This window comes from Leisingera daeponensis, from assembly GCF_019801465.1.
Lineage (GTDB): Bacteria > Pseudomonadota > Alphaproteobacteria > Rhodobacterales > Rhodobacteraceae > Leisingera > Leisingera daeponensis_A.
The window spans coordinates 1-26,557 of sequence record NZ_JAHVJA010000016.1 but is presented as its reverse complement, the minus strand read 5'-3'; the positions used below and the strand labels follow the sequence as shown (position 1 = coordinate 26,557).

The following is a 26,557-nucleotide window of genomic DNA, read 5'->3' as shown; positions in this document are numbered from 1 at the left end:
CTGCCTGCTTGAGATTTTCTGCATTGGCCACCCTCCCACGGGCCCCGTTTTTCCGGGTGGCACACAGGGTATCCGAGCGGCACGTTGACGCAATCAGAAAGGGCCGGAAGCCGCGTTTTTCTGCGGTTTCCGCGGGCCGTTCCGAAAATGTGTAAAATTGCGTTACGTTTTGCGCGCGGCTGTGTAACAGCCTGTTTCGAAGCCTATTTCGCCGCGCCGCAGAAATTTTTCCGAACATGATAAGCATCCGAATCACTGGCTTGATTCGGGTGCCTGTTCTGCGCTCATCTGGCAGGGAACCGCAGCCGGACAACACGGGATGATGGATAGTCTTCCTGAAATTCTGACCAAGGGCGACCTGCGCCTGCGCCCGTTGACCGCGGCGGACCAGACCGTTGTCACCGGGCAATTCAACGATATCCGCGTCGCCCGCTGGCTGGCCGCGGTCGCCCAGCCTTTCGGGCCCGAGGCAGCGCGCCAGCTTCTGGCCCATGGCGCGCATCCCGGCGAGAACCTGCGGATCATCGAATACCAGAACAAGGTGGCGGGCGGGCTCTGTATCGGTGCATCGCTGTGGTACTGGCTAGCACCGGAATTTTGGCGCCAGGGTCTGATGCGGCGGGCGCTGAAACTGGCCATTACGGCCCGCTTTGCTAACGCTGGTCCGCCCCTGATCGCCACCTGTCATGCAGATAATACCGCGTCGCGCGCGCTTCTGACCGGACTTGGATTTTCACTTTGCCCCGCCGCACGGCGCATGTTCTTTCACGGCACGCAAACCTCCGAGCCTTGCCTTGACTACGTCATGGCGCCCGAACAATGGCACCTGCTGCATCCCCTGATATTATTGGCGGGCAACCTGTCGCTCCGCCCGGCCCGGCAACAAGACGCTCCGACGCTGGCGCGCATGTTGCCGACGACCAAGTCCGCCCACTGGCCCGAGAGCGAAGCCCTCCCCGGCTTCATCGAAGAGCATCGCTACCGCGGCCCCGGCCAGGGCCTGTTCGTGATTTCCGACGACAATCGCCGTAGTGTCGGGATGGCTCTTCTCACCAAAACAGGCCCGCGCCTGTGCTTTCTGTCGGAGGCAGAGGATATCCGATATCGTGTGCAGGTCATGGATGGCCTGGCCAGCGCCTTTGCCGCGGGGTCTTGAATTGATCCGGGGCTGACCAGTGTATCAACTCCGGCACGTCAAACTGTAACTCCCGGAACGTATCGCGACAGATCAGCGGCAGCGTGGCCCTGAAGTTCTGCTACGCGCCCGCGTAGTTGGAAATTTTTGCTCTAAAAAAACCAATCCGAATCTGACGGTTAAGATTCTCCGAAATCTGACTCACCGAGTTTTCCTCAATCTGGAACCGTGATTGCACGACGTTTGCCGTAATCACGCGCGTTTCACGGGTCCGCGGCAAGACTTGTTCACGCATTGCAACGCCGGGGTATGGGTACCCAGGCCACGCTTTGCTACTTCCGCATCAGGAGACGCCGCGTGCGGCATCGGAGGATCGAAGAATGATGTATCAACCCGATCTAGTCACGGAAACCGGTCCATTGCAGACCCGGTGGCGCGGACCGGAAGAAAGCAATCGTCTCGATTGTGAAACCGGGGTTTTACTGCGCATGGTTCTGGAACCGGTTTTTCGGCAATCCTCCAGTTGGGCTGGGCTGCGCCGCCGGCTTGCAGGCAAAGGGTTCGACTTAGGCTTCTACTTGGGTCGGCTGGTTCTGAACGACCGACAGAGCGGCGCCCGTATCTGTTCCTGCAAGTTCCTGGGTTACCCGTTGGGGACGCTTGCTAAGCGGCTGGGCCGAGCCAAGGTCGCAGCGACCCGCAACGGCAATGGCCTCGGCCTGCTGCTGGACTGAGTTCCAAACACCATGCAACCGACTTATCCGAGCCCGACTGCTTTGCTTCGCCCTATCATGCTGCAACGCAGAACAACCGCCGATGTGAGAACCGCCTAATGTCGGCAATCAGCTTCAGTGCATGTCCGCTCTGCAGATGTGGAGAAAGACCGCAAGCCGCCCGACCTGCATGTGCTGGCCCGCCAGGCTGGTCGCCAGGCAAGGGGGCAGCTTGGGGCTGCCTGCCGTCATTCACGCCTGGCGCGGCGAATGCCCGGTCAAGAGCCCAAAATACCGAATGCTGCGGGCTGCGTGAGTGACCGCTTTCGAGAGAGTGCGATACACTTTGCAATCGGGACAATTGCTATCCTGTGGCAAGCAGCTTGACGACTAAGCATAGGCAGTTGCTTTGTCATTGCTACGACATGGCAAGGTTCATTTAAGGTCTGCTGTTTCTCCACAGAATTGAACCACAAAAGCATCGTCATCTGAGTTACCAAAGAGACCATGTGCAGAAGCAACGTCGCCAGACAGACTTCTAACTCCCATCGGGGCGTCTCTCACAATACTGAAATCAATAAAGTCTTTCGTGCTGTAGGTATTTTCCCATGCAGGTGAGAACAGGAAATAGCTGCCTAGTGCCTCGCTGAAAACGACGTCCCACAGCCACTCGACTGTTTCAGGTAACACCACTTCAGCAGCACTCAAATCCGATTCAATTTTCAAGAGCCTTTGGTGATCCTTTGCGAAATAAGCGTTTCCGATCTTCTTGAGCCTTAGATTGTCGGTGGCAGAAGGCCGACCCTCTCGCCATTCGGATAGATCAATCAGGCTTTCGCCATCATACGCTGCGAACCCGTTACTATGGCTCGTTAAGGTCAACTCAGATGGTTCGTGAAAAACGAAGCTCATGTAAGGAACTCCACCACTTGTTCTACGCGCGAGTGCTTGAAAACCAGCGACTCTGGTAGGAGTTCCGGGTGTCATCTCCCACAACCCCTCGCTTTCTGTAATCAGTTTAGGTTCGTCCACGCGGCTTTGAGTAAGTGGCGCGCCGGCCCATACGAGGACCTTCCCTGATGCTTGATCAAGGACGATGTCACCTGAAAACTGGTAGTCGAATATAGGATGTCGAAGATCGGTATCAAAACGGCCAACAAGGGCTCGATCTTCCAAGAGGAGTAGCAAACGTCCGGTGTCTTTGATGAATAACACATCAAAAATCGAAAACGGCGACTGAGAATAGAGACTTAACAGATCCTTTATTCTGGCGACTTGTTGCCAAGAACTCTCAGAGCCCGTGCGATACCATATTCTACCGTCTACATGAGCAAAGTCCCCCAGCCCGTTAATATCTATTGGGACTGGCATCCTGGGGCCCCAGCCCGGCGGCGTTTGAACTTTCGTTGGTAGGGTTCCGACAACCCTATAAAGTTCACCTGATTTTACGGCGAAAATCGGACCGTCGCGATTAAGCCGCCTTCGGTCTGTGCGATCAGAATGTGTTCGCCGCCAATCCGGGTCTGCCAGTCCATCCAGATCAGATAAACTAGACAAGCCGTGACGCTCAAACTCACCATTCGCTGTGAGCCGAAAGAGCGCGGGTTCGCGTATCGTGGTATAGGCCCAAGTCTCTCCTTTCCGATCAATTATGATATTCGGCATCAAGCGGTTCCAGTTTGAAAGGGGTGGCCCTTCAAATTCGGTCAAAGCCCTATCTTTTATGGTCAGAATTTCGTTTCGCCCAAGTTTGATGAAGGAATTCGCGAATCCCGGCACCGTAAGAACTTCAGTTTGGGACCCCCAATGCTCGTTAGAAACAGAGTTGCTGACCGCTAAAGGCACAGCGCAGAACTCTTCAGCATGCAATGCGCTGTTCCACGCGAAAGCAATCGCAAGAAAAATCGAAAACCTGTTGAGCATTGCGGCCTCATTTTGCAACGGGTGAATTCCGTCATTGGTGTTATTGAGCTTTGATTCTTACTCTAATGCAGGCGCCGGGAATGCGCCATATAGTCAGCAGTTTTCCAATGAAACCAGACTTTGGCACACTTGCAGCGAAAGTTCGCTCTGTCCCGCAGTGCGTGAGTTCGCCCCGAGAGTAACTTTGCTATCGCAGCGAACGGCAGGAAATGCAGACCGCGACGAAGAATTTTGCAGGCAGTTTGCGTGGTCGACCAATGACCAAAGCTGACTTCTGTCATGGGCAAGGCCTGTCGAGCGCCTTTCTAACCGACCCTGCACGGCGCGGTGAAGAGCTATAAAACGATGTTCTGTATCACCCCCGCAGGCTAAGCATGTGGGAGAATTTAGGAGAAACTGTGGACCACCGCAGAGGCTGGCATTTTGCCCCTGTCTGCGCTAGAAATTTTCCTGAGGTCAGCGACTTCAGGAGAAACCAGCCACTCGGCTATCCACATTTAGGAGCTGTTTTCATAGGCATACTGGGTCGTGTGGCCGGACATAGGAAAACGCGCTCCGGCAGCTTGCTGCGTGAGGTGTGGCCCCTCTAATACGCCGAGCCCGCTTCAGCCGTGCGAAATAGGAATAGGCCCAGCCGCCCTGCTCAAAGCAAGCAACCTGATGCAAGCCGATACAGAAGGGTTACGCAAGGAAATGAAGCGGCCGACGTCTTCAAACTTTCCCAGGCCAGTGCACCTTTGATGCACAATCTTCTAACTTGCTCAAAGCACCCAGAACCCTTCATGCGTTACGGCGCATAAAACTCCATTACTCGCTTAAGCGTATAGTTTAAATTTATCCGCCATAGCGTATATTGTTAATTTATTCGTCATAGCGTATCATCTTCATATGAAAGAACTCGCTCGCACACCAAGACAGATCGGCTCCATCATCCAGCGCGCGCGCAAAAAGCGCTGCTGGTCACAATCGCAACTTGCTGAACGCGCTGGGTTGCGCCAGGCCACGATCTCCCAAGTCGAAAGCGGCGAGAAGCTTGCGAAGCTCGACACCATCCTGGCCGTTCTTGCAGCTCTTGACCTGGAATTCAGCATCGACAAGCGCACCAAAGGGCACGGGCAGGATATCGAGGAGCTTTTCTAATGGGACGGCGCCCCGCATTTATGCCATTGCGGATTTACCTGAACAACCGCCGCGTCGGAACACTCACCCGTGAAAGAAACGGTGCCATCGGCTTTGTCTATCACCACGACTGGCTGGCCTGGGAGCATGCCCTGCCTGTCTCACTTTCGCTGCCATTGCGAGAAACGCCGTACCGGGGAGAGCCTGTTGCGGCGGTTTTCGAGAACCTGCTGCCTGACTCGGACAAGCTTCGCCGCCTTGTTGCCGAAAAAGTCGGCGCCCGAGGCATTGACGCCTACAATATGCTGACCAAGATCGGTCGTGACTGTGTAGGCGCGCTGCAATTCATCGCGGGGGATGATTTTGCGCCTGACACCACCGGCAGGCTGGAGGGCGAAACGGTTGATGCCGTGGTCATCGAGAACATACTGAAAGGCCTGAGCCAGGCACCTCTCGGCCTCACGGGAGATGACGCGTTCCGGATTTCCGTGGCGGGCGCCCAAGAAAAAACCGCCCTGCTCCGGCATGACGGGCAATGGATCAAGCCGCACGGCGCGACCCCAACCACACATCTCATCAAGACACAGATCGGCGAGCTGCCCGGCGGCATCGATCTCTCGGACAGCGTCGAGAACGAATACTATTGCCTCAGACTCACATCAGCCTTCGGCCTGCCGGTGAACAACGCCGCCATTGAAACCTTCGGGGGTACCAAAGCCCTTGTGATAGAGCGTTTCGACCGCCATTGGACAAAGGACGGACGCCTCCTGCGCCTGCCGCAAGAGGACTGCTGCCAGGCTCTGTCCGTACCCCCAACCCTGAAGTACCAGAATGAGGGCGGACCGGGCATGGCCGACATTCTCGGCCTGCTCAAAGGCAGCGATACGCCCCTCGAAGATCAGGCAACCTTCCTGAAGGCTCAATTGATCTTCTGGCTGATCGGTGCAACAGACGGCCATGCCAAGAACTTCAGCGTGTTTCTCAGTCCGGGTGGCAGCTACCGCATGACCCCGCTCTATGACATCCTGACTGCCCAGCCTGCACTTAACGCCCGCCAGATCGAGCGCAAGCAAATGAAAATGGCGATGTCGGTGGGCAACAGCCGCCATTATCGCTTCGACCAGATTCACGGGCGGCATTTCATGCAAACGGCCATACGGGCGGGGCTCTCGAAAAAACGTGCGCGCGACCTCATTGAAGACATTGCAGAGCGTGCGCCCAAGGCGCTCGAAACAGCCGCAGAGTCCATGCCGGCGGGTTTCCCAACCGATGTAATTGATGCCATCAGCGAGGCCGTCCGCGAACGCCTGGGCGGATTACAATCGGCTGTTGCCCCTAAGGGCTAGAACACCGCAAGCGGCTGCCTGAACGAAACAACCCGCTCCTACTCCGGCAGCACAAAGTGGACAACCATAGCAGAACAGCACGAAACCAGACACCAACTGGCCGTGGCTCGCTAGCGAATCATTCCCGGTCTCCCTCCCCGGATCCGGGCTTGTATGACAGGTAAAGTTCACCGCTTTCGCGCATGCTGACCTCTGAAGCGTTGTGCTCCCCATCGGTTTCCGCGTCTGTCGCGTACGAGCGCCGGTTCAATACCTGCTGGTAATCATATGCCGCCGCCCTGGCCTCCTCCCGGATCCGGCCGGAGCTGGCATTCAGGCAATTCAGGTAGACCTCCACGTCCGCGAAGTAGAGGCGGTAGTGCTCCCGCATTTCAGCACCGGTGAACCCGGCATCTTCCAAATAGGCCAGTTCCGGCCGCACCGGTTCGACACAGTCTTGCGCAGCCAGGTTTCCCGGCACCATTGCAACGGCAACCGCCATCAGGAAGCGAATGCTCACATTTCCCTCCTCTTCCGTGCTGAAAGCCCGATCAAAGCCGGTTGATGTCCGGTGAACCTCAGAGACCCAAGGTCTGAAATGTGCCGCAATCATTGAGGTTCAACCACTCAGCGGCAAAGGTCTCAGTAATAGACGAGCTCCGACCCGGTATTGCCCTCGTAGTCCTTCCACTCGACACCAACCGCCCGGATGCGGCCGCCTTCCGGGCATCCCTTGACGGTTGGCATCACATAGCTTGGCACACCCCGGGCGCTGTAGCCATGCCAGGAAAAGCCGCCCTGAACGCCGTAGGTGCCAACCTGGGTGCTGTCGATCTCTCCGCAATAATCCTTCTCCCTCCGCGCTTCGAACTTCACATGGTAGACGCGGATGGAGCGGACAAAATCGAAGGCGCGATTGCTGATGTCGATGTCGGCACGCCCGTTTTCCGTGGAATAGTCCCCAGCCAGCTCAAGCAATCCGGATGGAGGTGCTCCGTCCTGCTTGAGCTGGCGAAGGGCTGCCGGAAACGGCACGGCGCGAGGCTCGCCGGTCGTGAGTGATGGCAGTTCCGCCGTTCCCGGCTGCAGCCGAAGCTCCGCAAGTGCCTCACTATCGCTGATTGCAGCGTCATAGAGGCGTTCTACAGGGCTGGCCGGTTGCATGGGACTATAGGACGCTCCCATCGGGCACCGCCAGATCTGCAGCGGCGGCTCAATCGGAAATGGCGTGATCCTGCGGATGAACTCCGCGCGCGCCGCGCCGCATTCTGCCGAGGATGGCCAACCACCTGAAAGGCAGAGCAAAATCGCGCAGTCGATCGGCGCCGCCTCCGTGCGCGAAATTCCGCCTATTACCGCTGAAGCTGCTAGCAGCCCGGCCGCTACCGTTTTACGTGTCCTGCAAATCATACGCGCGATCCAAAATCATGTTACTCAACTCAAGAATGTCCAAACGCTCTAATACACGTTGGCTGGCGGAGCGTTACCCGACGAACGATGCCTGCGTCCACCTGTTTTTCCGTGATTGGCGCTCTTAGCGATTTCACGCATATTGCGTTTTGCTCTCTCTTGGTATTCGCGCTTTTTTACTTTTAGCGCTTTCCTCTTGGAGTAGATTGTGATTCAAAGCTAACTGCACCTGTCATCGTATTTCGGCAGGTGAGGATAGATGCGAATTAACCGACCAGTAGTGACCAGCGATGCACTTCCTTCATTTTTCAAGAAGGGCGGCCAAGTCGAATACCGCCCCATTAACACACCAAAAGGCTGGCAGTGGGAACTGTGGGCTATCTCTCCTGACGGCCACGAGGAGATTGTCACCTCCTCAAAGACCGGCGGCCCGCGGATTTTCAAAACAGCGGATGCCTTGCTGTCCTTCCACATCCGGAACAACCCCGGCGCCAAAGGCCTGTTTATCCCGATCCCGGACGACAGCGGTCAGGAAAGCAGCAACGGCAGCTAAAAGCCGCCCGTCGGCATTCTTGCTCGCTGCTGTACTCGGAGTGGCATCAGCCGCTCCCGCCTCAGCCGGAAAGCTCAGCCGCCAGGCATTTGAAGCCATTGCCGAAAACTGCGCTCCGGGCGTCGCGCTCCATATCCTGGAGAAGATTGTCCGCTCAGAAAGCGCGTTCAATCCGTTTGCAATCGGGGTGAATGGCCCGGACAGCCGGAGCTATGCCCCGGCCAGCGCCGCAGAGGCGGCCGCGGTGTCGCGCAAGCTGATCGCAAAAGGCGCGTCCATCGACATGGGGCTCGGCCAGATTAACAGCGCCAATCTTACCTGGCTGGGGCTCACCCCGGAAACCGTTTTTGATCCGTGCAGGAACCTTGAAGCCTCTGCCAAGGTTCTGCGCGACGGGTATGAGCGCGCGCGGGAGGCAGGCGCATCCAGAGAGGATGCGCTGGGGAAAGCCCTCTCGGCCTATAACACCGGCTCGTTCACGCGCGGTTTCACAAACGGCTATGTGGCGCGCGTGCTGGGCGGGGACGGAACAGGCCGCCGCAATTCTGCAGATCGGCCCCCTGTAACAGCAGCTGCCGCGGATGCGGCAACCCGCTGGGATGTGTTCGGAAGTTCCGGCACATCCGCAGCACTTGTATTTCAATAAAGGAGACCTTCATGCGAACCGATTTCGCCAAACGCCGCAACTTTGCGGCGCCCATTGTCATGGCCGCCATCCTGACCCTGGCCGCACAGCCTGCCGCGGCCGCGGGCTTCACGGATTTCTTCAACAACATCGTTGATGAATTCAACAACGCGAAACAGCCGCTCGCCCTCATCGGGCTCATGCTGGTGGGGCTTGGCTGGCTCTTCAACTTCGTTGACCTGCGGCGCGCAGGCTGGGTCGTGGGCGGCATCGTCCTGATCTACGCCTCGACCGATGTGCTGACGATGATCACCGCTTGAGCAACCGGGAAAGGGAGGCGATTTGGACATGGAAAAGATCAACGAGGATCCGCTGTTCCTGGCGCTGACACGCCCGGCGATGATCTGGGGCATTCCTATGGAAGCCTTTGCGATCTCCTGCGGGGCCGCGGGCCTGGCAATGATTGCTGCGGACTCGATTTTCTACCTGCTCCTGGCTCTCCCTTTTCTCGCCGTGTCACGTTTCATCGTGCAGCGCGACCAGAACGCCTTCCGCATTCTGTTCCGCTGGTTCGACACCGGCGCACACTGCCTCAATCACCGGTTCTGGGGCGGTTCTTCGTCCTCGGCTCTGCGCCTCAAGCGGGACTACAGGATCGAGGAAATTGATTGATGGGTTTTGCCAAGAAAATCAAAGCGGAGCTGACCGCTGACCGCTACCTGCCGTATATCCGGCACTCCGACGAGCACACCATTATCACGCGCGGCCGCGGCGCTTTCCAGATGCTCAAGCTGGAAGGCGTCTCCTTTGAAACCGCTGACCGGCAGCGGATAAATACCCTGCACAACAACCTCAACCATGCCCTTCGCAACATCGCCGATGACAATATGATGCTTTACGTGCACGTGGTCCGCACAGCAGATGACGACTACCCCGAAGGCGGTTTCTCATCGGAGACAAGTAAGTGGATTGACGCCGCCTACCGCGAAAAGCTTGAGCGGAAGACACTCTTCAGAAACGATATTTACCTGACGGTCTACATGCAGCCACGGGAGCTGCCCGGCGCCAAGCTGGCGAAAGGTGTCCGCCGCGCCCGGACCAGCCAGATCGAGGTGGACCAGGATCTGCTTGGCGAACTGGATGACAAAACCCTGCAGCTCCTCAGCAACCTGAGCCGGTTCAAGCCCCGGCGGCTGGCTGTGGAGCGCAACAGCCGGGGCCTGCTGATCTCCCAGCCTGCCAGTGTGCTGCGACAGCTCATCACCGGCCACAATGAGCCCGTCCCTGTTGTCATGGGCACCATCGGCAATGCGATCTACACCGACCGGGTGATTTTCGGCCGGGAGGCGTTTGAGATCCGGCACCCGGCCGCTTCCACCTTTGGTGCCATGTTCGGCGTGAAGGAGTACCACGCCGTCACCCGCCCCAATATGCTCGACAACCTGCTGACGGCCCCGTTTCAATTCGTGCTGACGCAATCCTTCCGCTGCGTGGCCAAGAATGAAGCCCTCCGTGCCATGTCGCTCAAGGAAGGCCGCATGCGCAACTCCAAGGATCCTGCGCTGTCCCAGGCGGACCAACTGGTCGAAGCGCGCGATGAGCTCATGTCCGGCCATTACGTCATGGGCGAACACAACCTCAGCCTGGCGGTCTTTGCCAGCGACGCGAAGGCCCTGAAAAACCACGTGGCAGACGCCAAGAACCTGCTGTCGGAATCCGGCGCTGTCGCGGGCCGGGAAGACCTGGGCCTTGAAAGCGCCTTCTGGTCCCAGCTCCCCGGCAATCACCCGTTCCGCATCCGCCCTGCCTTGGTCACCAGCCGGAATTTCACGGCAATGGCCCCCTTGCACAATTTCCCGGCCGGGCACAGGAGCGGTAACGAATGGGGCGGCGCCGTCGCCAAACTGCGCTCCACCGCGGGCACCCCTTTCTATTACAACTTCCATGTCGAAGACCTGGGGCATGCGCTTATCTGCGGCCCCTCCGGCTCGGGCAAGACCGTTTTCCAGACCTTCATGCTGTCCCAGCTGGAAAAGTTCGGGGCGAAGGGCATCCTCTTTGACAAGGATTACGGCTGCGAGATTTTCGTGCGCGCTCTTGGCGGAAGCTACCTCAGCTTTCAGCCCGGGCAGCCAACGGGCTGTGCCCCCTTCATGGCGATCGACGCGACGCCCGAAGCCACGCCGTTTCTCATCTCGCTGGTGAAAAGCATGCTGAGCGGCGGCGACGACAGCTGCCGTTTCTCTGCCGAAGACCAGAAGCGTATCGAAACTGCAGTTGCCTCGCTGGCCACCCTGCCCCGCGGACAGCGCTCGGTCTCGACGCTGAAAGAACTGCTGGGCTTCGGCCGGGGCGCCGGGGATATCGGCAACCGGCTCGACCGCTGGTGCGAGGCCGGCCAGCTCGGCTGGGTATTCGATAACCAGGCGGACACAATCGATTTCGGGGCCAGCCTGGCGGGTTTTGATATCACCGCGTTCCTGGATGACCCCGAAATTCGCAATCCGATCATGATGTACCTCATGTACAGGGTCGAGCAGCTGATCAACGGCCAGCGCATCGCAATCTTTATCGATGAATTCTGGAAAGCGCTGTCGGACCCCTATTTCGTGTCTTTTGTGCGGGACAAGCTGAAGGTGATCCGGAAGCAGAACGGCATCATCGTAGCAGGCACCCAGTCCCCCTCGGACGTGCTTGCCAGCCCAATCGCCCGGACCGTGATTGAGCAATGTGCGAACCTGATCTTCTTCGGCTCGGACAAGGCCAGCCGGGCCGACCTTATAGACGGCTTCGGGCTGTCCGAACGGGAATTCGACATCATCCGGAACGAGCTGCCGCGGGGACACTTCCTGGTGAAACAGGGCGGGAACTCGGTGGTCTGCGATCTGGATCTGACCGGGCTTGATGACGTCCTGACTGTTCTTTCAGGCCGCACCGCCACCAATGAAATCATGCGTGAGCTGCGGGCTGATAACCCGGATCCTGCACACTGGCTTCCCCTTCTGTTCCAAAGACGAAAGGAGATGGAATGAAAAAACTCCTGCTCACATCCGCAGTCGCTCTGACCCTGTCATGCACAGGCGCGCATGCCGCAGGTGTCCCAGTTGTCGATGCTACAGCCATCGCCAACGCCAAGGCGCAGTTCGCCAAGGAACTCGCGCAGATGGCAAAGGAGCTTGAGGAGGCCAGACGTCTCTATGACTCTGTGAACGGCCTGACCAGCATGGATGACATTGCCGAGGCGCTTAATGATCCCAAAGTCCGGGAGCTGCTGGGTGCTGATGCAATGCGGATTGCCAGCGCCTTTGATGTCGATCTCGATGGCTTGGGGGAACTGGCCGGGGCCGCGCGGGATGTCTACGATCATGCCTCTCTGATTGGCGCGGACATCTCCGCCGAGGATTTCTACCGGAACGAACTGGAGCGCATCAAAGGCCAGAGCGCCCGGAATGCCGCCATGGGAGACCGCATTCTGCAGGTAGCCGACGACCGGCTATCCGGGCTGGAAAAGCTGCGCATGGAAATCGGCCGGGCGGAAACTCAGAAGGAGATCAACGCCCTGAACGCCCGCCTCTCGGTCGAGCAGGCCATGCTGCAGAACGACACCAACCGCATCCAGGGGCTCGCCATGCTGCAAGAGGCGCAGACCAAGGCAGAGGCTCAAAGGCAGCGGCAGGTTGAACTGCAAATGATTGAACGCGAACGCGCGGCTGCACAGCGCATGTTCCAGAACTACCCTTCTGAAAATTGATGATATCGCCATGAAAACACAACATTTTCTCATCACCATCGCATTCTTCAGCGCAATTTCTGCCTGCAAAGAAGAAAATCGCTCCGTGGAGTACTTCGTGCAAAACGAAGCTGAGCGCGCCGCCGTGCTTAAGAAATGCGAGTTGTCCGACGGTGCCAATCTCGACGCAAATTGCACCAATGCCTGGCGAGCCCAGGAAAAAGTTCAAATCGATCGTGAGCGGCAGGCCGCAAAAAGGCTATTTGGCGGCACCCCCTCGGAGTGAAACCGCTTTTTATGTGGGTGGATCGGCATGGCTGGAATTATTCAGACACTATATGACGGTTTGGGCGACGGCCTGACCGAGCACACAAACACAATCAGCAGCAATATGTCCTCTGCTGTGAGCGCCCCGCTCACCGCGGCTATGACCCTGTATATCTTGCTGTATGGTTTTGCGATCATGCGCGGCATGATCCAGGAGCCGGTGATGGACTTCCTCGCAAGAGGAATAAAGCTCGCAATCATTTGGACCTTGGCAACTCAAGCTGGTGATTATTCAGCATGGGTTGGAGACCTGATCCGGTCCGATATACCGCAATTTGTAGAAACGTTGACTGGGGGAAAGGGAAACTTGCCCGCGGATTCCGTAATGACCCAAGCCTCCCTTATCAGCGCGGACGTCAGAGAAGCTTACGGAAGCAGTATTCCGGGGAGTTTTTACGGTTACCTGATGTCCTTGGTTGTCATGTTCTTTGCAGCCATTTTCGCATCCATCACTTTTGTAGTTTCTATTCTGGTGCACTTTGGACTGGCCATCATGGCAGCTATTGGCCCCCTCTTCATCGCATTCGCGTTGTTCGATCACACACGCGGCTGGTTCTTTGGCTGGCTTGGGCAAACTGTAAATTTTGCCATCCTGAAGCTGTTGGTGGTCGTTCTATCTGTTGTCATCACGTCCTTCGTTGGAGAGGTCTATACAAATATCGATCTGAAAGACGGCACCATCGCGCTGTTCACCTTCTGTGTTGGTCTCCTGTGCTCAACAATCTTCTTCTTTCTCCTGCCGTCCATAGCCTCGGCGCTGACCGCTGGCACGGGTGCCTCCACGGGCGCGCTTCAACGGGTTGTTGAGCGGAAACTCCTGGGCAGCTCAAGCAGCGGCGGTGGAAACAGCACGCATAGCGGCTCCGCAACCAGAACCTGAGGCCGCGCAAATCCGGTCCCATCACCCTCAAACACCAGGTATTACATGAAAAAGCTTATTGTTCTGGCGGCGGCGCTTGGCGTCACCGCTTGCGCCCCGGTGATTCCGCTGCCCGATGTCAGGGGAAGCATGGTGCGCCCGCTGAACCCCACGAAATGGGACTACCAGGAGGCCGTGCTCCAGAAGCAGAAGGAAATCGGGCTCGCAAATCCCACCGATCAGGATAGCCGCGGGAGCTGATCATGAAGGATGCACACGACAAGGAATTCCAGAAATACCTGAGCGAGGCGCGGTCCTTTGATTATGACCTGCGCATTGCCGCAGAACGGTCAAAGCGGGTGGCCTGGATCATCGCCGGCTGTGCGAGCGTGCTGGCCCTGGCGGCTGTCTCGGCGGTGGCGGCACTGGCACCGCTGAAAGAGGTCACGCCTTTTGTGATCCGCGTGGACGAAGCCAGCGGCGTGCCGGAGGTCATGACTGCACTGGAAGACGGCGGGCAGACCTATGACGAGGCCGTATCGCGCTATTTTCTTGCCCGCTACGTGCGGGCGCGGGAAGGCTACACCTACGCCGAGCGGGAAGCGATTTTTCACGAAGTCTCGCTTCTGTCCTCGCCCGAAGCTCAGCGAGAGTTCTCGGACTATTACAATGCCAGCAACCCGCAAAGCCCGCAGTATACTTACGGCAAGGACACCAAGGCGGAGATCAAGATCCGCTCGATTGCCTTCCTCGGGGACGGGCTGGCCCAGGTGCGCTTCTACCGCACCGAAATCAATGAGCGGGAAGACCTCCGAACCCGCAGCCATTGGGTGGCCACCATCAATTTTGAATTCGACCCGCGTGCTGAAATCAGCTCCGAAGACCGGCTGATCAACCCGCTGGGCTTCATCGCCAACAACTACCGTGCTGACCCGGAGGTGGTGGAATGAGACTGAAAGCAGCCCTTCTGGCCAGTGCCCTGCTGGCCGCCGCGGGTCCGGCGGCGGCACTGGATATCCCCGATCCTTCACGGTCGGACAGCCGCGTGCGCTCGGTGCGCTATAACGAATGGGATGTTGTGCGCGTGATCGGCACCATCCGCACCACGGTTCAGATCGTTTTTGCCCAGAGCGAAGAAATCATCGATGTAGCGGGCGGCGACACGATTGCCTGGGAAATCCAGCCGCGGGGAAACATCCTCTACCTCAAGGCGCGCGAGGCCAATCCTCCAACCAATCTCCAGGTCGCCACCATGCGGGCGGATGGCACAACGCGCACCTATTCCATGGAGCTGATCACCCGCGACGGCGAAATCATGCACAACACGCGGGATGTCTATTTCCAGATCCGCTACACCTACCCCGGCGACGAGGCGGAGCGCAGGCGTGCGGAAGCTGCCGAACACAAAGCCCGCGCGCAGGAACAGGCTGCAGCAGCGCGGCTTGCCGATGCGGTGGCAACAACCGGTACAAAGAACTGGCGCTACCTGGCGGCCGGCTCCCGCGACCTGCAGCCCGCCAGCGCCTATGACAATGGCGAAATGACCGTGCTGTCGTTCAAGCGCCGCACCCGGCTGCCTTCTGTTTTCATCGTGGAAAACGGGCGAGAGCGCACCGCAAACACAACCGTCCGGAAGAACCAGATCATCGTCCACGACATAGCGCCGGAACTGCGCCTGCGCCTCGGGAACCAAGTGACGGCGATTTACAACATGTGGCCCGGCGAGGGCCGCAGCGGCACAGGCACGGGCACCGTTTCCCGTTCAGTGCGGCGCGAAATCATCGGGGAATAATCATGGCTGACGACAAGAACCCACTTGAAGCCGGGACCGAAAGCGCAATCCCCGAAGAGCGCGGCATCTCCTCCGTCACTACCGAGAAGACCGGCGGGCTGGATGGCGAAGCCCGGAAGAAGCTTTTGGTGCTGGCGGGTATCACCTTCCTTGGTATCGCCGCCTACGCGCAATGGCCCAGCAACAAGGTGCCGGAGGAGCCGGAAACGCAGCAGAGCTTCACGCGGATCCGCTCCAGCGGCGGCTTCCAGCCCGCCGATCTTCCGGATCCGGCACCTGCTGTTCTGCCGGAACCGGTTCCGTCTGAGCCGGTGAAGCCGCTCGGCCCTATCGAACAGACCAGAGCCAAGGAAGAGCGTCGCCCGTCCCCGCCCAGCGAGGCAGACCTGATCTATGAAAGCTCGAAGCGTGCCCCGCTCCTGGCCTACTCAGGTCCCCGCGGCACCGGAGCAGCCAATGCGGACGCGGCAGCGGGCAGCCCCGGCGGCCTGTTCGGCAGTGCCGCCGACAGTGCAGGTGGAGACTTGAGCGGCTTTGCGTCTTCGCTGCTCACCGGGGCGCCCTCGCCCGCCAAAGCCAAGCTTCTCGACAATCCGCATTTGACCATCACCCAGGGAACAATGATCCCCTGCGCGCTTGAAACGGCGATGGATTCCAGCAACCCGGGCATGGTCCGCTGCAGCGTGACCGACGACATTTTCTCCACCACCGGCGCGGTTGTTCTGCTGGAACGGGGAACCCGGATCATTGGCGAATATCAGGGCGGCTTGAAGCGGGGCAACAAGCGCCTGTTCGTGGTGTGGACCCGGGCGGAAACCCCCAATGGTGTCATTGTCAGCTTGGCATCTCCTGCCACCGATGCCCTCGGCCGCAGCGGATTTGAGGGAGATGTGGATACCCGGTTCTGGACCCGCTTCGGCGGCACCATGATGCTGTCAATCATTGATGACGCCCTGGCGATTGCCGCAAACCGCCATGATGACGACGGCGAATATGAGAGCACAAGCAACGGTGCCAGCAGGCTGGCTGAAATAGAGCTGGAAAACACCATTAACGTGCCGGTGATCCTGCGGAAGAACCAAGGCGAGGAAGTTGCCGTGATGGTTGCCCGCGACCTGGACTTTTCCCCTGTCTACATGCTGCGGTGACTGCCATGACCGCACCCCGTCCCATCGGCACGGAAAAGCGGGTGCCGGTAGCACTCGCGGCCTATCTGGAGCCGCTCAACTGCTTCCTCGACCGGCCGGATATCATCGAGATCTGCGTCAACAGCCCCGGCCAGGTCTTCGTCGAGGCCTATTCCGGCTGGGAGACCCACAGCGTCCTTCAGCTGACATTCGACTTCCTCATGAGCATGGTGCGTGCCATCGGCTCCTACGCCCGCCAGGAGATCAACGAAACCAGCCCGCTTCTGTCCGGCTCTCTGCCGGGCGGCGAGCGGATTCAGATTGTGGTGCCGCCAGCGGTTCCCGCAGGCACTGTCAGCATCACGATCCGGAAACCGGCTCAGTGCAGCTTTACACTGGACGAGCTGGCCAGGCTGGGGATGTTCGATGACGTCACAGCCGATGCAGATACGCCCGATGGGGACAGCAGAGAGCTGATGCAGCTGCACAGGGACCAAGCTTGGCTCCCCTTTCTGAAGAAAGCCGTCACCGCCAAGAAAAACATCCTGATTTCTGGCGCCACCGGCTCGGGCAAAACAACCTTCTCCAAGGCTCTGATCCCGCTGATCCCCGAGCATGAACGGCTGATCACGATCGAGGACACCGTGGAGCTCGAACTGCCGCAGCCCAATGCGGTGCGGCTGATCTATTCGAAAGGCGGCCAGGGCGAAGCCAATGTGTCCGCACGTGACCTTCTGGAAAGCGCCCTGCGGATGCGGCCTGACCGGATCTTCCTGCAGGAGCTGCGCGACGCCGCGGCCTTCTACTATCTGCGCAATGTGAACACCGGCCACGCAGGATCGATCACGACCATCCACGCGGATTCCGCACAGCTCGCCTTCGAGCAGCTGGCTCTGCTGGTGAAGGAAAGCGAAGCCGGGCGCGACCTCAAGCGCGGCGAGATCAAGGACATGCTCTACCAGATGGTCGATGTGGTGGTGCAGATCAAAAAGACCCCGCAGGGACGGCGCATTACCGAGATTTTCTATGACCCCTCCTTGAAGCAGGCCAAGGGAGGGGCGGAATGATCATCCAGAACTGGCCCCGCATGAGCACCGGCGCCCGCATGGCCGTGGTGGCTGCAGGGACAAGTATTGCCGCCCTCGGCGGCCTTGCCGCTTCCGCCATGGTGCTGCAGTGGGGGCTCAAGATCCCGGTTTCTTTGCCTCAGGATCTGTTGATCTATCCCGAGTATGCGCTGGCCGGCGGCCAGCCCGCGCAGACCGCGAAATGGGTGAAACTGGCGGGCTATGCCGCGCTGGCGCCTGCGGCTCTGATCATCGCCGGGATTCTCAAGTCTCAGCCGAAGCCTGACCTGCACGGCAGTGCTGCATTCGCCAAGGGCGCAGATATCAGACGTGCAGGCCTGCGGGCAAAACAGGGGCTGATTGCAGGGTTCACAGGCCCCCTGCCCTCGCCGAACTACGGCAAGCCCGTTGACCGTTTCGGGCGGGTCGATGAAGACAATGGCAAGGTGAAAGTGGCCAGGACCGGCCATCTGACAGCCAGCAACCTTCTGCGCTATGGCGGGCCGGAGCACATGATGCTCTATGCGCCGACCCGTTCGGGCAAGGGCGTGGGTGTTGTGATCCCCAACCTGTTGAACTGGCCGGAATCGGCCGTAATCCTCGATATCAAGAAAGAGAACTGGACCCTCACCGCAGGCTTCCGGAAAGCAGGCGGCCAGGAGGTGTTCATGTTCGACCCGCTGGAGCCGAACGGCCGCACGCACCGCTGGAACCCGCTGTCCGCCGTGCGCCGGGGCACCGACTACCAGATCGATGATCTCCAGCGCCTGGCTGACCTGTTCATTCCTGTGCAATCCAAAGACCCGTTCTTCGACCGCGCCGCCCAGACCGCCTTTGTCGGCGTCGGCGGCTATCTGGCCGAAACGCCCGAGCTGCCGTTCACCCTCGGCGAAATCTACCGGCAGCTCACCCTCACGGATCAGTTCGTCAAGACATTCAAAAAGAGGATCGAGGACCGGGCCGCATCGGGAACGCCCCTGTCGCAGCAAACGGTCTCCACGCTCAACGACTTCCTGTCCAAGAGCGATGCAACCTTTGAAAGCGTGAAGTCCACCATCACCGCAAACCTGGGTCTGTTTGCAAACCCGATGCTCGACCGCGCAACATCGGCATCTGATTTCGACTTCGCCGATCTGCGCAGGAAGCGGATGAGCATCTACGTCGGCATCACCCCCAACAACCTCGGGCGCCTCGCGCCCCTGCTCAACCTCTTCTTCCAGAGCTGTGTTGACGCCAACATGCAGGAGCTGCCCGAGCACAATCCCGAGCTTAAACACCGCGTCCTGTTGTGCATGGATGAGTTCGCGGCCGTGGGCGAGCTGCCCAGCTTCAAACGCGGCATAGGGTATTTCGCGGGCTACGGGCTGAAGGTGCTGACCATCCTTCAGACACCGGCGCAGCTGGCGGATATCTACGGCCAGGAGGGGGCAAAATCCTATATGGACAACGCCGGCGTGACCGTGGTGTTCACACCCAAGAATATCGACGAAGCCAAAAAGATATCGGAACGCCTCGGCACACATGGCATGGCCGCGAGGAGCGAGAGCAAGTCGAAATACCTGGCTGAACGCAAAACGACAACTATCAGCGAGAGCGAGCAGAAACGCGATCTGATGATGCCGCAGGAGCTGCTGGAACTGCCCGACACGGAAGCGCTGGTTCTGATCGGCGGCGAGCGCCCGGTTCGGGCGCGCAAGATCCGCTTTTACGCGGAAGAGGTGTTCCTGTCCCGCTCCCGCATCAAGCCGCCGGAGGTCCCGGTCGTGCCGAAGCGGGAACCCGGCGAGGACATCTCGGCCCTGAAAGCCGAGAACGGGGCAATGCGTCAGCGCCTGGCGGCGTTGGAGGAAACCGTGGCCCGGCTCACACTCCTCAAGGGTTTCCAGGAAGCAAACATGGCCAGCGGCAAACCCGCCGAGGTTCCGATGACCGACGAGGAAGTGGCGGATCCCAGCGGCATCTCCTTCGAGAAGATGGCACTCGACAGCACCGGGCTTACCGAGAAGATCGCCAAGCTGAGCACCACCCAAAAACTGGCAACACCGCAGGGCACGCACGACATTCTGGCAGCGCTTGGTGTGCCGGACAAACCCCAGAAACAGGAAAGGGCCTGATATGGAAGATCATGGTCACCACGATGTTCAGCCTGAGCCGCAACAGGTTCCCGAACAGGCAGTTCAACAGGAGAATGCTGCAAGCGCCGGTGCATCTGCAATCCCCGCCAAAAAGGCGAAGAGCCCGGAAACGGCTTCTGATGCGATGGTTCATGGGCCGCAGCGGGACGGTGAAATCGAACCGGACCACCCTGCCCCGCAGCACGCTCAGGACCAATCCCGCTTCGGCATGCCGCGCAGCTTTGAAGAACGTTTTCTGATCACGAAACATGCAAACCAGCGGGAGCTGTTCCGCGCCTATGACGATGAACGCCCGGCCATCGTGGACAAAGGCGACAAGCTGTCCACCGGGAATGCCGACCGTTCCACCGCCATGGACATGATCGAGCTCGCCGCCCACCGCAGCTGGCAGGGCATCAAAGCCCGCGGACCGGAAGACTTTCGACGTGAAATGTGGATCGAGGGCACCGCCCACGGCATGCAGGTCCAAGGTTACCGGCCGTCCGAACAGGACCGCAAGGAATCTGATCGCAGGGCACAGCTAATCGGTGACCGGGTGATTGAGCGCCTGGATGACGCCAAATCCAGCCACGCCAGGCACTCTTCGCCCGCCCCGTCAGCATCAGCCGGCGACCGGCATGACAATGGCAAGACCACTAACGTGATCGACATGCCAAACTATGAAAAGGGTGTGCGCGGCTCGATCACCGAAACCGGCACGGCCCCCTATCGTGACCGTAAAGGTGCCAAAGACACCCCATTCGTCGAACTCGAACTGGCATCAGGTCAGAAGCACAAGGTTTGGGGTGTTTCCCTGCCGGATATCATCAGGGTGAACCGCCTGCAGGTCGGCGACACGGCAACGCTCCGATCTGCTGGCACCCAAACTGTAGCCCTCCAAATCAAGGATCCGAAAACCGGCGAAATCTCTGAACGGGATGTGCAACGGCGCAATTGGGTTGCGGAAGGCATCGAACGTGCGGAGGCAAAGAGCCGGAAACCCGCTGAAACCGCGGTCAAAATGAACGAGCCCCTGCTTGCGGATCAGGTGCCAGTCGCACCGGTTGGCCCTGCAGCCCAGAAGTCAAACCTGGAGGCCAGTGGAATGCCGGGCAAGGATCGAGAACAGCACCCTGCCGCCGATCGCCTGGAAGACCGCATTCGCCACTTCGAACCTGGTGACGAACAGGTGAAAGGAGCCGCCAGCATCGTTGCAAAAACAGATGCCGCTCTTCGCCACGCCGGGGTGCCGGAAGAAGACCGGGAAAGGGCCCTGTCCAATTTAGCGGGCAACCTTGCTGAAAGCCTGCGGGCCGGGAAGACCTTCGACGTGCAGAAGCTTCCCAATGTCACCCGGGAACAGGAGGCCGAAGCGGAGAAGCTGTCCAAGGCTGGCCAGCAGACGAGCGCGGAGATGGGCAAGACGCAGATTCAGCAGCAAGGCCAGGGTGAACTGGAAGAACGGCAGCGTGAAGAGGCCCGCGGCCGCGAAAGGTGAAACTGTTGCAATCACCCAGAGATGTCACTTGCTGCATGCAGCAGGTATGCCTTCAAGCACGCGGTCGGGTGTGCGGCCGCCTCAAACCGGCAAGGACTGTATAGGCTGCCTGGTGAAGCTTTCAGCCGGCGCGTCACGCTTCGCTCCGAGGTCGGCCGCACCGCTGGATAATAGCGGATTCCAGGGGGAAAGTCTTGCCGGCCTCATCCTTGGTCTTCAATTGTTGATCTCTACTGACCGGTGTTTGTATTGCCTCTCGGCGCGCAAGATTGCTTGCGTCTATCGGACAAGTTTGCGCCTAAGCTTGAATCTTGCGCTTATTGGGGTGATTTGGGAAAGCGCATTTATGGTCCCGGACCACACGCCGGACGCCGGGCTTACAGCAAAATTGCCCGACCTCTTCACCTCATCAAGATCGAGCATTGCGAAGACTTCAGCCAAGCCATTGGAAGAAGTTTCAGGACCTTAGGAGACGGCGGGATACGCAAATGTGGCCGGGGAGCACGTCCCGAAGTGCAGTCCGCTGTACGAGGAAGAAGATACTGGCTACCGCCACCTCCACAACTGGCAGAAACGGCGATTGCTCAAAACTGATTGTCCCGCAGGCCCACTCAGTGTGGTCCCGGACCACATTCCTCAAACTGTAGACACGCCACCCTTCGGGCAGCGTGTTCGTTGACAACAGTTATCGTTCATACAGTGCGCGGCGAATTCACGGACCGAGCCGATGTCGTTGAAGAACTCATTGTTTTTGGCGGCCTACCCGGGGATATGGACCTAATTTCTTGGTGCAATCTGTGGCTGTACCGCTCTTCTACGCGGCGGCAGGCACTATTGGCTTCAGTTTGGCCAGTTTCCTGAGCTTCTGGGCGGTGGCTGCAAGGGTGAACTCGTCTTGGACGCCACATGGCCCTCGTAGTCGGAGGCCGTACAGAGCTGAGAGCCTAAAACTCAGTTCGCACCCGCAGCTGCGGCAATTCGTCGGCGTCGCCGATTTCCCAGGACCGGACATTCCAAACCACGCTGCGAAGCAACTTCAAACTGTCCATTCACCTGACCTTAGCCGGAGAAGCGGGCCGGGCAGACGCTTCCGCACGCTCTCAGGTACTCGTCATGATGCTGTGTTCGCAAACTGCTCGCCGGTTTCAGTCATAATGACGTCCAGTGGGATGTCGTGCGGCTGCGGTAAAATAGTAGGCAGCTGTGCGGCGTCCAGGCCGATACCGATGGCATAGGGGCGCGGTGTTAGGGCCGCCAGGGTGCGGTCGAAATAGCCGCCGCCGTAACCCAGCCGGTAACCGCCGGGCGCCCAGCCCACCAGCGGCGCGAGCACGGTGGCGGGGGTCAGCGCCGGTGCGCTTGGCGGCGGCACCGGGATGTTCCAGTCACCGCGCACCAGCCGGGTTTCCGGCGTCCATAGCCGGAACACCAGCGGCGCGGCCTTGGTCTCGACGATGGGCAGGGCGATGGTGGCGCCTTCGGCGTGCAGCTCAGCCATCAGCGGGCGCAGGTCGGGTTCGCCCTTGATCGGCCAGTAGAAGGAGATGACCTGCCCGTCCGCGCCGCCGGAGCGGGATTTGAGCAGCTGCCGCAGGTGCCCGGACAGCGCATCCCCTGCCGCCTGCCGTGCGGCAACCGTCGTGGCGAGCCGTTCCGCCCGCAGCCGGCTGCGGGCGGCCTTGCGCCAGCGGGCAACGTCCGCGGCGTGCCGGGCGGCGGCGGCCTGGGGGTCGTAAAGACCGGTTTCCTCCGCCATGCAGGGCGAGGAGGCGTAGCCCTTGCCGCCGGGCGGGGTGCTGGGGATCTTGCTCATGCGGTGGCTCCTCTGCGGGGCGACAGCGGCCGTCCGAGGATCTGCTCCGCTGCGCTGACCATGCCCGCGATGCGATCGCCGGCCGGCACGATCCGGCGGATGGCGCCGGCGCCCTGGCCTGCAAACAGGGCCATTGCCTCCAGGTCGCCGGTGGTGGTGCGCAGCGGCGAGTCGGTGCTGTAGCGCAGCCGCGGCTGGCTGCCGTCCCAGGCGATTTCCTCGCGCGGGAGGGTGTCGGGGTCGTGGCCCATATAGTGGCCGCCGAGCGATTTGGTGACGCTGTTTTCCAGCACCCGCACCGCCGCGCCTGCGGGCCAGTTGAGCACGAAGACATCGGTCAGCACGGTGTCGGCGCCGGTCGCGGCGGCGACGCGGTCCTTGTGATAGGGGTGGGCAAAGGATTCATCGGTGGCCAGAAAGGCGGTGCCGCACTGGATCCCGGCCGCACCCATAGACAGGAAAGCGGCCAGATCCCCGCCGGTGGAGAGGCCGCCGGAAGCGACGACCGGCACTTGCACGGCTTCCAGGATCTCTTCCGTCAAGCCGCAGAGCGGGTGGCGGCCGTGGACATGGCCTCCGGCCTCGATGCCCTGGGCGATGATCACGTCGGCGCCGGCGGCCTCAGCTGCACGGGCGGCCTCGACTGTGCCCACTTGGTGCAGCACCAGCCGGCCCGCCGCCTTTACCCGGGCCACGGCCTCGGGCACGACATCCCAGAAGAAGGTGAAGGCGGGAACGCCGAGATCGAGGCCGCAGCCGATCTGGGCGTCGAGCAGGGCCGGGTCGGTTGCCGCCGGGATGACATTGACCGCAAAGGGGCGGTCCGTGGCGGCCCGCAGACGGGTGACTTCCTCGGTGATCAGCGCCGGGCTTTCGCGCACCATGCCGAGCATTCCGAAACCGCCGGCATTGGCGACGGCGGCGGCCAGTTCCCAGCGGGAGACGCCGCCCATGCCCGCCAGGAGGACGGGGTAATCGCAGCCCAGAAGGCTGCACAAGGCATTTGCGCCGGAGGACGCCGTCATCGGTCGGATCTCCTGTGCCGAGGGCGGCCTTTCTGCGCCGCCCCGCGCGACAGGGTGGCGTGCGCGGGCCTGCACGTCAAGCGGGAGGATGCGGAGCACCGCACAAGGGCAGCGGCGCCGGAAGGCGCCGGTTCTTCAGTCAGGCGGGGCGAAGAAGGCCCTGGCAAAACCGGTGAACGCCTGGATGGCGGGCCGTTTCAGCGCGGCACCGCGGTCGGCCAGCGCGATCTGGTGCAGCGGCGGATGGCCCGCGAGCGGCACCCGGACAACCGGGTTGCCGTCATAGCAGTTTCCGTCCGGCAGATCGGTGGCCAGCAGGCCGGCGGCGAACCCGTACGCCACCATCGATTGCAGAATCTCGATCGAGACGGTTGCATGGGCCGCCCGCTCCGGGCATCTGGCGTTCTGCAGCAGCGACAGGAAAAGCCGCGGCTGTGCGGCAGTTTCATCGGATGTTTGGCCCCTGCACCAGGTCTTCGGCGCTGACGCTGGGCCACCGGGCCAGCCTGTGCCCGGCCGAAGGCTGGCGGGCCACTCCCAGAAAAGTTTGCGGCAATACCGGCCGGAGGGCGATGGACGTTAACACCTAAATCATTATTATGGCTTGCATCTGTCGGAAGACGCGCGGCGATGGCAGCGCGTTTTTCAGTTAGGGCGCGGCCTCGCCGCAGCCTAATTGGTGAGCACTGCCGCGGTTGCGCGGCCTCGACATGTGCTTCGCCCGGCGCTTTCCCGGCCCTGTGCCGGAGACGCGCGGTATTTGAATCAAAGGAGGGAGACCGTGTTTTCAAGGATCATGGTGCCCGTCGATCTGGCCCACGCCGCCCGCCTGGACAAGGCGCTGCAAATGGCATCGGATCTCGCGCATCTCTATCAGGCCGAAGTGGTCTTTGTGGGCATCACCACTTCCCAGCCCAGTTCCGTGGCGCATAACCCGCAGGAGTTCGCCGCCAAGCTGGACAGCTTTGCGGCAGACCAAGCGGGCAAGCGCCGCATTTCGGCTTCTGCCCGCACCGTCGTCAGCCACGACCCGGCGGTGGATCTGGAAGCAACACTGCTCAAAGCCTGCAGCGACATAGGGGCGGAACTGATTGTGATGGCCAGCCACGTTCCTAGTGTCAGAGATTACCTGTTCCACGCCCATGGCGGGCGAGTTGCGGAGAAGGCACCGGTGTCGGTGCTGGTCGTGCGCGAAAGCTGAACTGCCGAAAGCCTCCGGCGGTGTTAGCCCCCGGCATATAGGATCAAAGTTTACAGGGAGGGAGGCCAATATGGCTGACGAATCCACAAATCAGGGTATTCCTGAGCCCGAGGGCGAAGCGGATATCATCGATACCGACTATGAGATCGGCCAAGACAATATTGAAACCCGGATCGGCCCGTTCGGGGTAGACATTCACAACCCGGTGTTTCTGGTGTCCGGCCTCATCATAGTTGCCTTCGTGTTTTATGCGCTGGCGCTGCCGGAGCAGGCCGGAACCTTCTTCAACTGGCTGCGTCCCGCAGTGACCAGCAATTTTGACTGGTTCTTCTTCGGCGCCGCAGACCTGTTCGTCCTGTTCTGTTTGTTTCTGATCGTCTCCCCCTGGGGCAAGGTGCGCCTGGGCGGCAATGAGGCCACGCCGGATTACAGCTACATGGGCTGGTTCGCGATGCTGTTTGCCGCTGGCATGGGCATCGGGCTCATGTTCTACGGCGTCAGTGAACCGATGAGCCATTTCTCCACTGCCTTCGGCGGCACTACTGTGCCTGAGGGCGGCGGCGCCCGCACCGACTGGGCGCCGCTAGGCGCCGCTGCAGGGGATGAGGCCGAGGCAGTGCGTCTGGGGATGGCGGCGACGATTTTCCATTGGGGGCTTCATCCCTGGGCAATCTATGCGATCGTTGCGCTGGCGCTGGCTCTGTTCACCTATAACAAGGGGTTGCCGCTCACAATTCGCTCTGCCTTCTACCCGGTGTTCGGCGAACGTGTATGGGGCTGGACCGGCCATGTGATCGACATCCTGGCGGTTTTTGCTACGCTTTTCGGCCTCGCGACCTCACTTGGTTTCGGCGCAACCCAGGCCAACGCGGGTTTGAATGAGCTGTTCGGCGTTCCGACCGGCGCCACCACCGAGGTGATCCTGATTTCCGCCATCACCGCCATCGCGCTGATCTCGGTCCTGCGCGGCCTGGACGGCGGTGTGAAGGTGCTGTCGGAGATCAACATGGGGCTGGCCTTCCTCTTGCTGGTCTTCGTGCTGCTGGTTGGACCGACCGCGGCCATCCTAACAGGCTTTGCCTCTAGGGTCAGGACCCATTGATTTCCGGTGGGTGGCGTGATTCACGGTTCGAAAAATGAGCGGTGATATGTCTGATCTTTTCTGGCTGACGGACGCGCAGATGGACCGTCTTGAGCCTTA

General features: G+C 60.1%; 27 protein-coding genes and 1 pseudogene. 22 read left to right on the top strand and 6 right to left on the bottom strand.

Annotated elements, in window-relative coordinates; translation table 11 throughout:
* The first annotated feature begins 319 nt into the window (after nt 1-319).
* Both KUV26_RS21290 and KUV26_RS21285 read left to right on the top strand, forming a co-directional pair.
* Entirely contained in the window at nt 320-1,156 is an 837-nt protein-coding gene (locus KUV26_RS21290) for a GNAT family N-acetyltransferase (protein ID WP_222509915.1), read from the top strand.
* A gap of 359 nt (nt 1,157-1,515) precedes the next feature.
* On the top strand, nt 1,516-1,869 hold the full coding sequence (locus KUV26_RS21285) for a hypothetical protein (protein WP_222509914.1): 354 nt from the start codon (nt 1,516-1,518) through the stop codon (nt 1,867-1,869).
* 414 nt (nt 1,870-2,283) lie between these two features.
* On the opposite strand, the gene KUV26_RS21280 is transcribed toward KUV26_RS21285, so the two are convergent.
* The gene (locus KUV26_RS21280; protein ID WP_222509913.1) at nt 2,284-3,771 is read right to left on the bottom strand and encodes a hypothetical protein; all 1,488 of its coding nucleotides are present in this window, start codon (nt 3,769-3,771) and stop codon (nt 2,284-2,286) included.
* A gap of 888 nt (nt 3,772-4,659) precedes the next feature.
* Between KUV26_RS21280 and KUV26_RS21275 the strand changes: the two genes are divergently transcribed.
* Both KUV26_RS21275 and KUV26_RS21270 read left to right on the top strand, forming a co-directional pair.
* Complete coding sequence (locus KUV26_RS21275) at nt 4,660-4,911, top strand: helix-turn-helix domain-containing protein (protein WP_222506745.1); 252 nt, start codon at nt 4,660-4,662, stop codon at nt 4,909-4,911.
* Nucleotides 4,911-6,236, top strand: coding sequence for a type II toxin-antitoxin system HipA family toxin (locus KUV26_RS21270; RefSeq protein ID WP_222509912.1), 1,326 nt, complete (start codon nt 4,911-4,913; stop codon nt 6,234-6,236). The genes KUV26_RS21275 and KUV26_RS21270 overlap by 1 nt, the downstream gene beginning before the upstream one ends.
* Before the next feature lie 118 nt (nt 6,237-6,354).
* On the opposite strand, the gene KUV26_RS21265 is transcribed toward KUV26_RS21270, so the two are convergent.
* Nucleotides 6,355-6,735 carry a hypothetical protein gene (locus KUV26_RS21265; protein WP_222509911.1) on the bottom strand — a complete coding sequence of 127 codons (381 nt, stop codon included), beginning with the start codon at nt 6,733-6,735 and terminating at the stop codon, nt 6,355-6,357.
* A 122-nt stretch (nt 6,736-6,857) separates the two neighbouring features.
* The gene (locus tag KUV26_RS23830) at nt 6,858-7,193 is read right to left on the bottom strand and encodes a hypothetical protein (RefSeq protein WP_315900162.1); all 336 of its coding nucleotides are present in this window, start codon (nt 7,191-7,193) and stop codon (nt 6,858-6,860) included.
* Nucleotides 7,194-7,443: 250 nt separating this feature from the next.
* On the opposite strand from KUV26_RS23830, the gene KUV26_RS23770 reads away from it, so the two are divergent.
* The 16 genes from KUV26_RS23770 to KUV26_RS21185 all read left to right on the top strand — a co-directional run bounded on the left by KUV26_RS23770 (nt 7,444) and on the right by KUV26_RS21185 (nt 21,317).
* Nucleotides 7,444-7,677 carry a hypothetical protein gene (locus KUV26_RS23770; RefSeq protein WP_261400051.1) on the top strand — a complete coding sequence of 78 codons (234 nt, stop codon included), beginning with the start codon at nt 7,444-7,446 and terminating at the stop codon, nt 7,675-7,677.
* Nucleotides 7,678-7,905: 228 nt separating this feature from the next.
* Nucleotides 7,906-8,178 carry a hypothetical protein gene (locus KUV26_RS21255; RefSeq protein ID WP_222509909.1) on the top strand — a complete coding sequence of 91 codons (273 nt, stop codon included), beginning with the start codon at nt 7,906-7,908 and terminating at the stop codon, nt 8,176-8,178.
* Between the two features lie 40 nt (nt 8,179-8,218).
* Nucleotides 8,219-8,824: a lytic transglycosylase domain-containing protein gene (locus tag KUV26_RS21250; protein WP_315900161.1), complete on the top strand. Its 606-nt coding sequence runs from the start codon at nt 8,219-8,221 to the stop codon at nt 8,822-8,824.
* Between the two features lie 11 nt (nt 8,825-8,835).
* Complete coding sequence (locus KUV26_RS21245; RefSeq protein ID WP_222509908.1) at nt 8,836-9,123, top strand: TrbC/VirB2 family protein; 288 nt, start codon at nt 8,836-8,838, stop codon at nt 9,121-9,123.
* Nucleotides 9,124-9,151: 28 nt separating this feature from the next.
* Entirely contained in the window at nt 9,152-9,475 is a 324-nt protein-coding gene (locus KUV26_RS21240; RefSeq protein ID WP_261400040.1) for a type IV secretion system protein VirB3, read from the top strand.
* Complete coding sequence (locus KUV26_RS21235; RefSeq protein ID WP_222509906.1) at nt 9,475-11,835, top strand: VirB4 family type IV secretion/conjugal transfer ATPase; 2,361 nt, start codon at nt 9,475-9,477, stop codon at nt 11,833-11,835. Before KUV26_RS21240 ends, KUV26_RS21235 begins: the two co-directional genes overlap by 1 nt.
* Nucleotides 11,832-12,554 (top strand): P-type DNA transfer protein VirB5, encoded by a 723-nt coding sequence (virB5, locus tag KUV26_RS21230; RefSeq protein ID WP_222509905.1) that lies wholly within the window; start codon nt 11,832-11,834, stop codon nt 12,552-12,554. The genes KUV26_RS21235 and virB5 overlap by 4 nt, the downstream gene beginning before the upstream one ends.
* A 10-nt stretch (nt 12,555-12,564) precedes the next feature.
* Nucleotides 12,565-12,819 (top strand): EexN family lipoprotein, encoded by a 255-nt coding sequence (locus tag KUV26_RS21225; protein WP_222509904.1) that lies wholly within the window; start codon nt 12,565-12,567, stop codon nt 12,817-12,819.
* A gap of 27 nt (nt 12,820-12,846) precedes the next feature.
* Entirely contained in the window at nt 12,847-13,740 is an 894-nt protein-coding gene (locus tag KUV26_RS21220) for a type IV secretion system protein (RefSeq protein ID WP_261400038.1), read from the top strand.
* 45 nt (nt 13,741-13,785) lie between these two features.
* Entirely contained in the window at nt 13,786-13,980 is a 195-nt protein-coding gene (locus KUV26_RS21215) for a hypothetical protein (protein WP_222509903.1), read from the top strand.
* Nucleotides 13,981-13,982: 2 nt separating this feature from the next.
* A complete protein-coding gene (locus KUV26_RS21210) occupies nt 13,983-14,669 on the top strand; it encodes a virB8 family protein (RefSeq protein ID WP_261400037.1) in 687 nt (228 codons plus the stop codon).
* Nucleotides 14,666-15,511 (top strand): P-type conjugative transfer protein VirB9, encoded by an 846-nt coding sequence (gene virB9, locus KUV26_RS21205; RefSeq protein WP_222509902.1) that lies wholly within the window; start codon nt 14,666-14,668, stop codon nt 15,509-15,511. The genes KUV26_RS21210 and virB9 overlap by 4 nt, the downstream gene beginning before the upstream one ends.
* Before the next feature lie 2 nt (nt 15,512-15,513).
* On the top strand, nt 15,514-16,659 hold the full coding sequence (gene virB10, locus KUV26_RS21200; protein ID WP_222509901.1) for a type IV secretion system protein VirB10: 1,146 nt from the start codon (nt 15,514-15,516) through the stop codon (nt 16,657-16,659).
* Nucleotides 16,660-16,664: 5 nt separating this feature from the next.
* Nucleotides 16,665-17,705, top strand: coding sequence for a P-type DNA transfer ATPase VirB11 (virB11, locus tag KUV26_RS21195; protein ID WP_261400035.1), 1,041 nt, complete (start codon nt 16,665-16,667; stop codon nt 17,703-17,705).
* Entirely contained in the window at nt 17,702-19,819 is a 2,118-nt protein-coding gene (locus tag KUV26_RS21190; RefSeq protein WP_222509900.1) for a type IV secretory system conjugative DNA transfer family protein, read from the top strand. The genes virB11 and KUV26_RS21190 overlap by 4 nt, the downstream gene beginning before the upstream one ends.
* A 1-nt stretch (nt 19,820) precedes the next feature.
* On the top strand, nt 19,821-21,317 hold the full coding sequence (locus KUV26_RS21185; RefSeq protein WP_222509899.1) for an LPD7 domain-containing protein: 1,497 nt from the start codon (nt 19,821-19,823) through the stop codon (nt 21,315-21,317).
* Between the two features lie 1,111 nt (nt 21,318-22,428).
* Here KUV26_RS21185 and KUV26_RS21180 read toward each other — a convergent pair.
* The 3 genes from KUV26_RS21180 to KUV26_RS21170 form a co-directional block, all read right to left on the bottom strand.
* Nucleotides 22,429-23,130, bottom strand: a complete 702-nt coding sequence (locus tag KUV26_RS21180) for a 5-formyltetrahydrofolate cyclo-ligase (RefSeq protein ID WP_222509898.1) — start codon at nt 23,128-23,130, stop codon at nt 22,429-22,431.
* Entirely contained in the window at nt 23,127-24,155 is a 1,029-nt protein-coding gene (locus tag KUV26_RS21175) for an NAD(P)H-dependent flavin oxidoreductase (protein WP_222509897.1), read from the bottom strand. The genes KUV26_RS21180 and KUV26_RS21175 overlap by 4 nt, the downstream gene beginning before the upstream one ends.
* A gap of 135 nt (nt 24,156-24,290) precedes the next feature.
* The gene (locus KUV26_RS21170; protein ID WP_222509896.1) at nt 24,291-24,497 is read right to left on the bottom strand and encodes a hypothetical protein; all 207 of its coding nucleotides are present in this window, start codon (nt 24,495-24,497) and stop codon (nt 24,291-24,293) included.
* Between the two features lie 454 nt (nt 24,498-24,951).
* Here KUV26_RS21170 and KUV26_RS21165 point away from each other — a divergent pair, with 454 nt between their 5' ends.
* Complete coding sequence (locus KUV26_RS21165; protein ID WP_261400034.1) at nt 24,952-25,356, top strand: universal stress protein; 405 nt, start codon at nt 24,952-24,954, stop codon at nt 25,354-25,356.
* A 70-nt stretch (nt 25,357-25,426) separates the two neighbouring features.
* Nucleotides 25,427-26,437, top strand: a pseudogene (locus KUV26_RS21160) (BCCT family transporter); the annotation flags it as partial.
* Between the last annotated feature and the right edge of the window lie 120 nt (nt 26,438-26,557).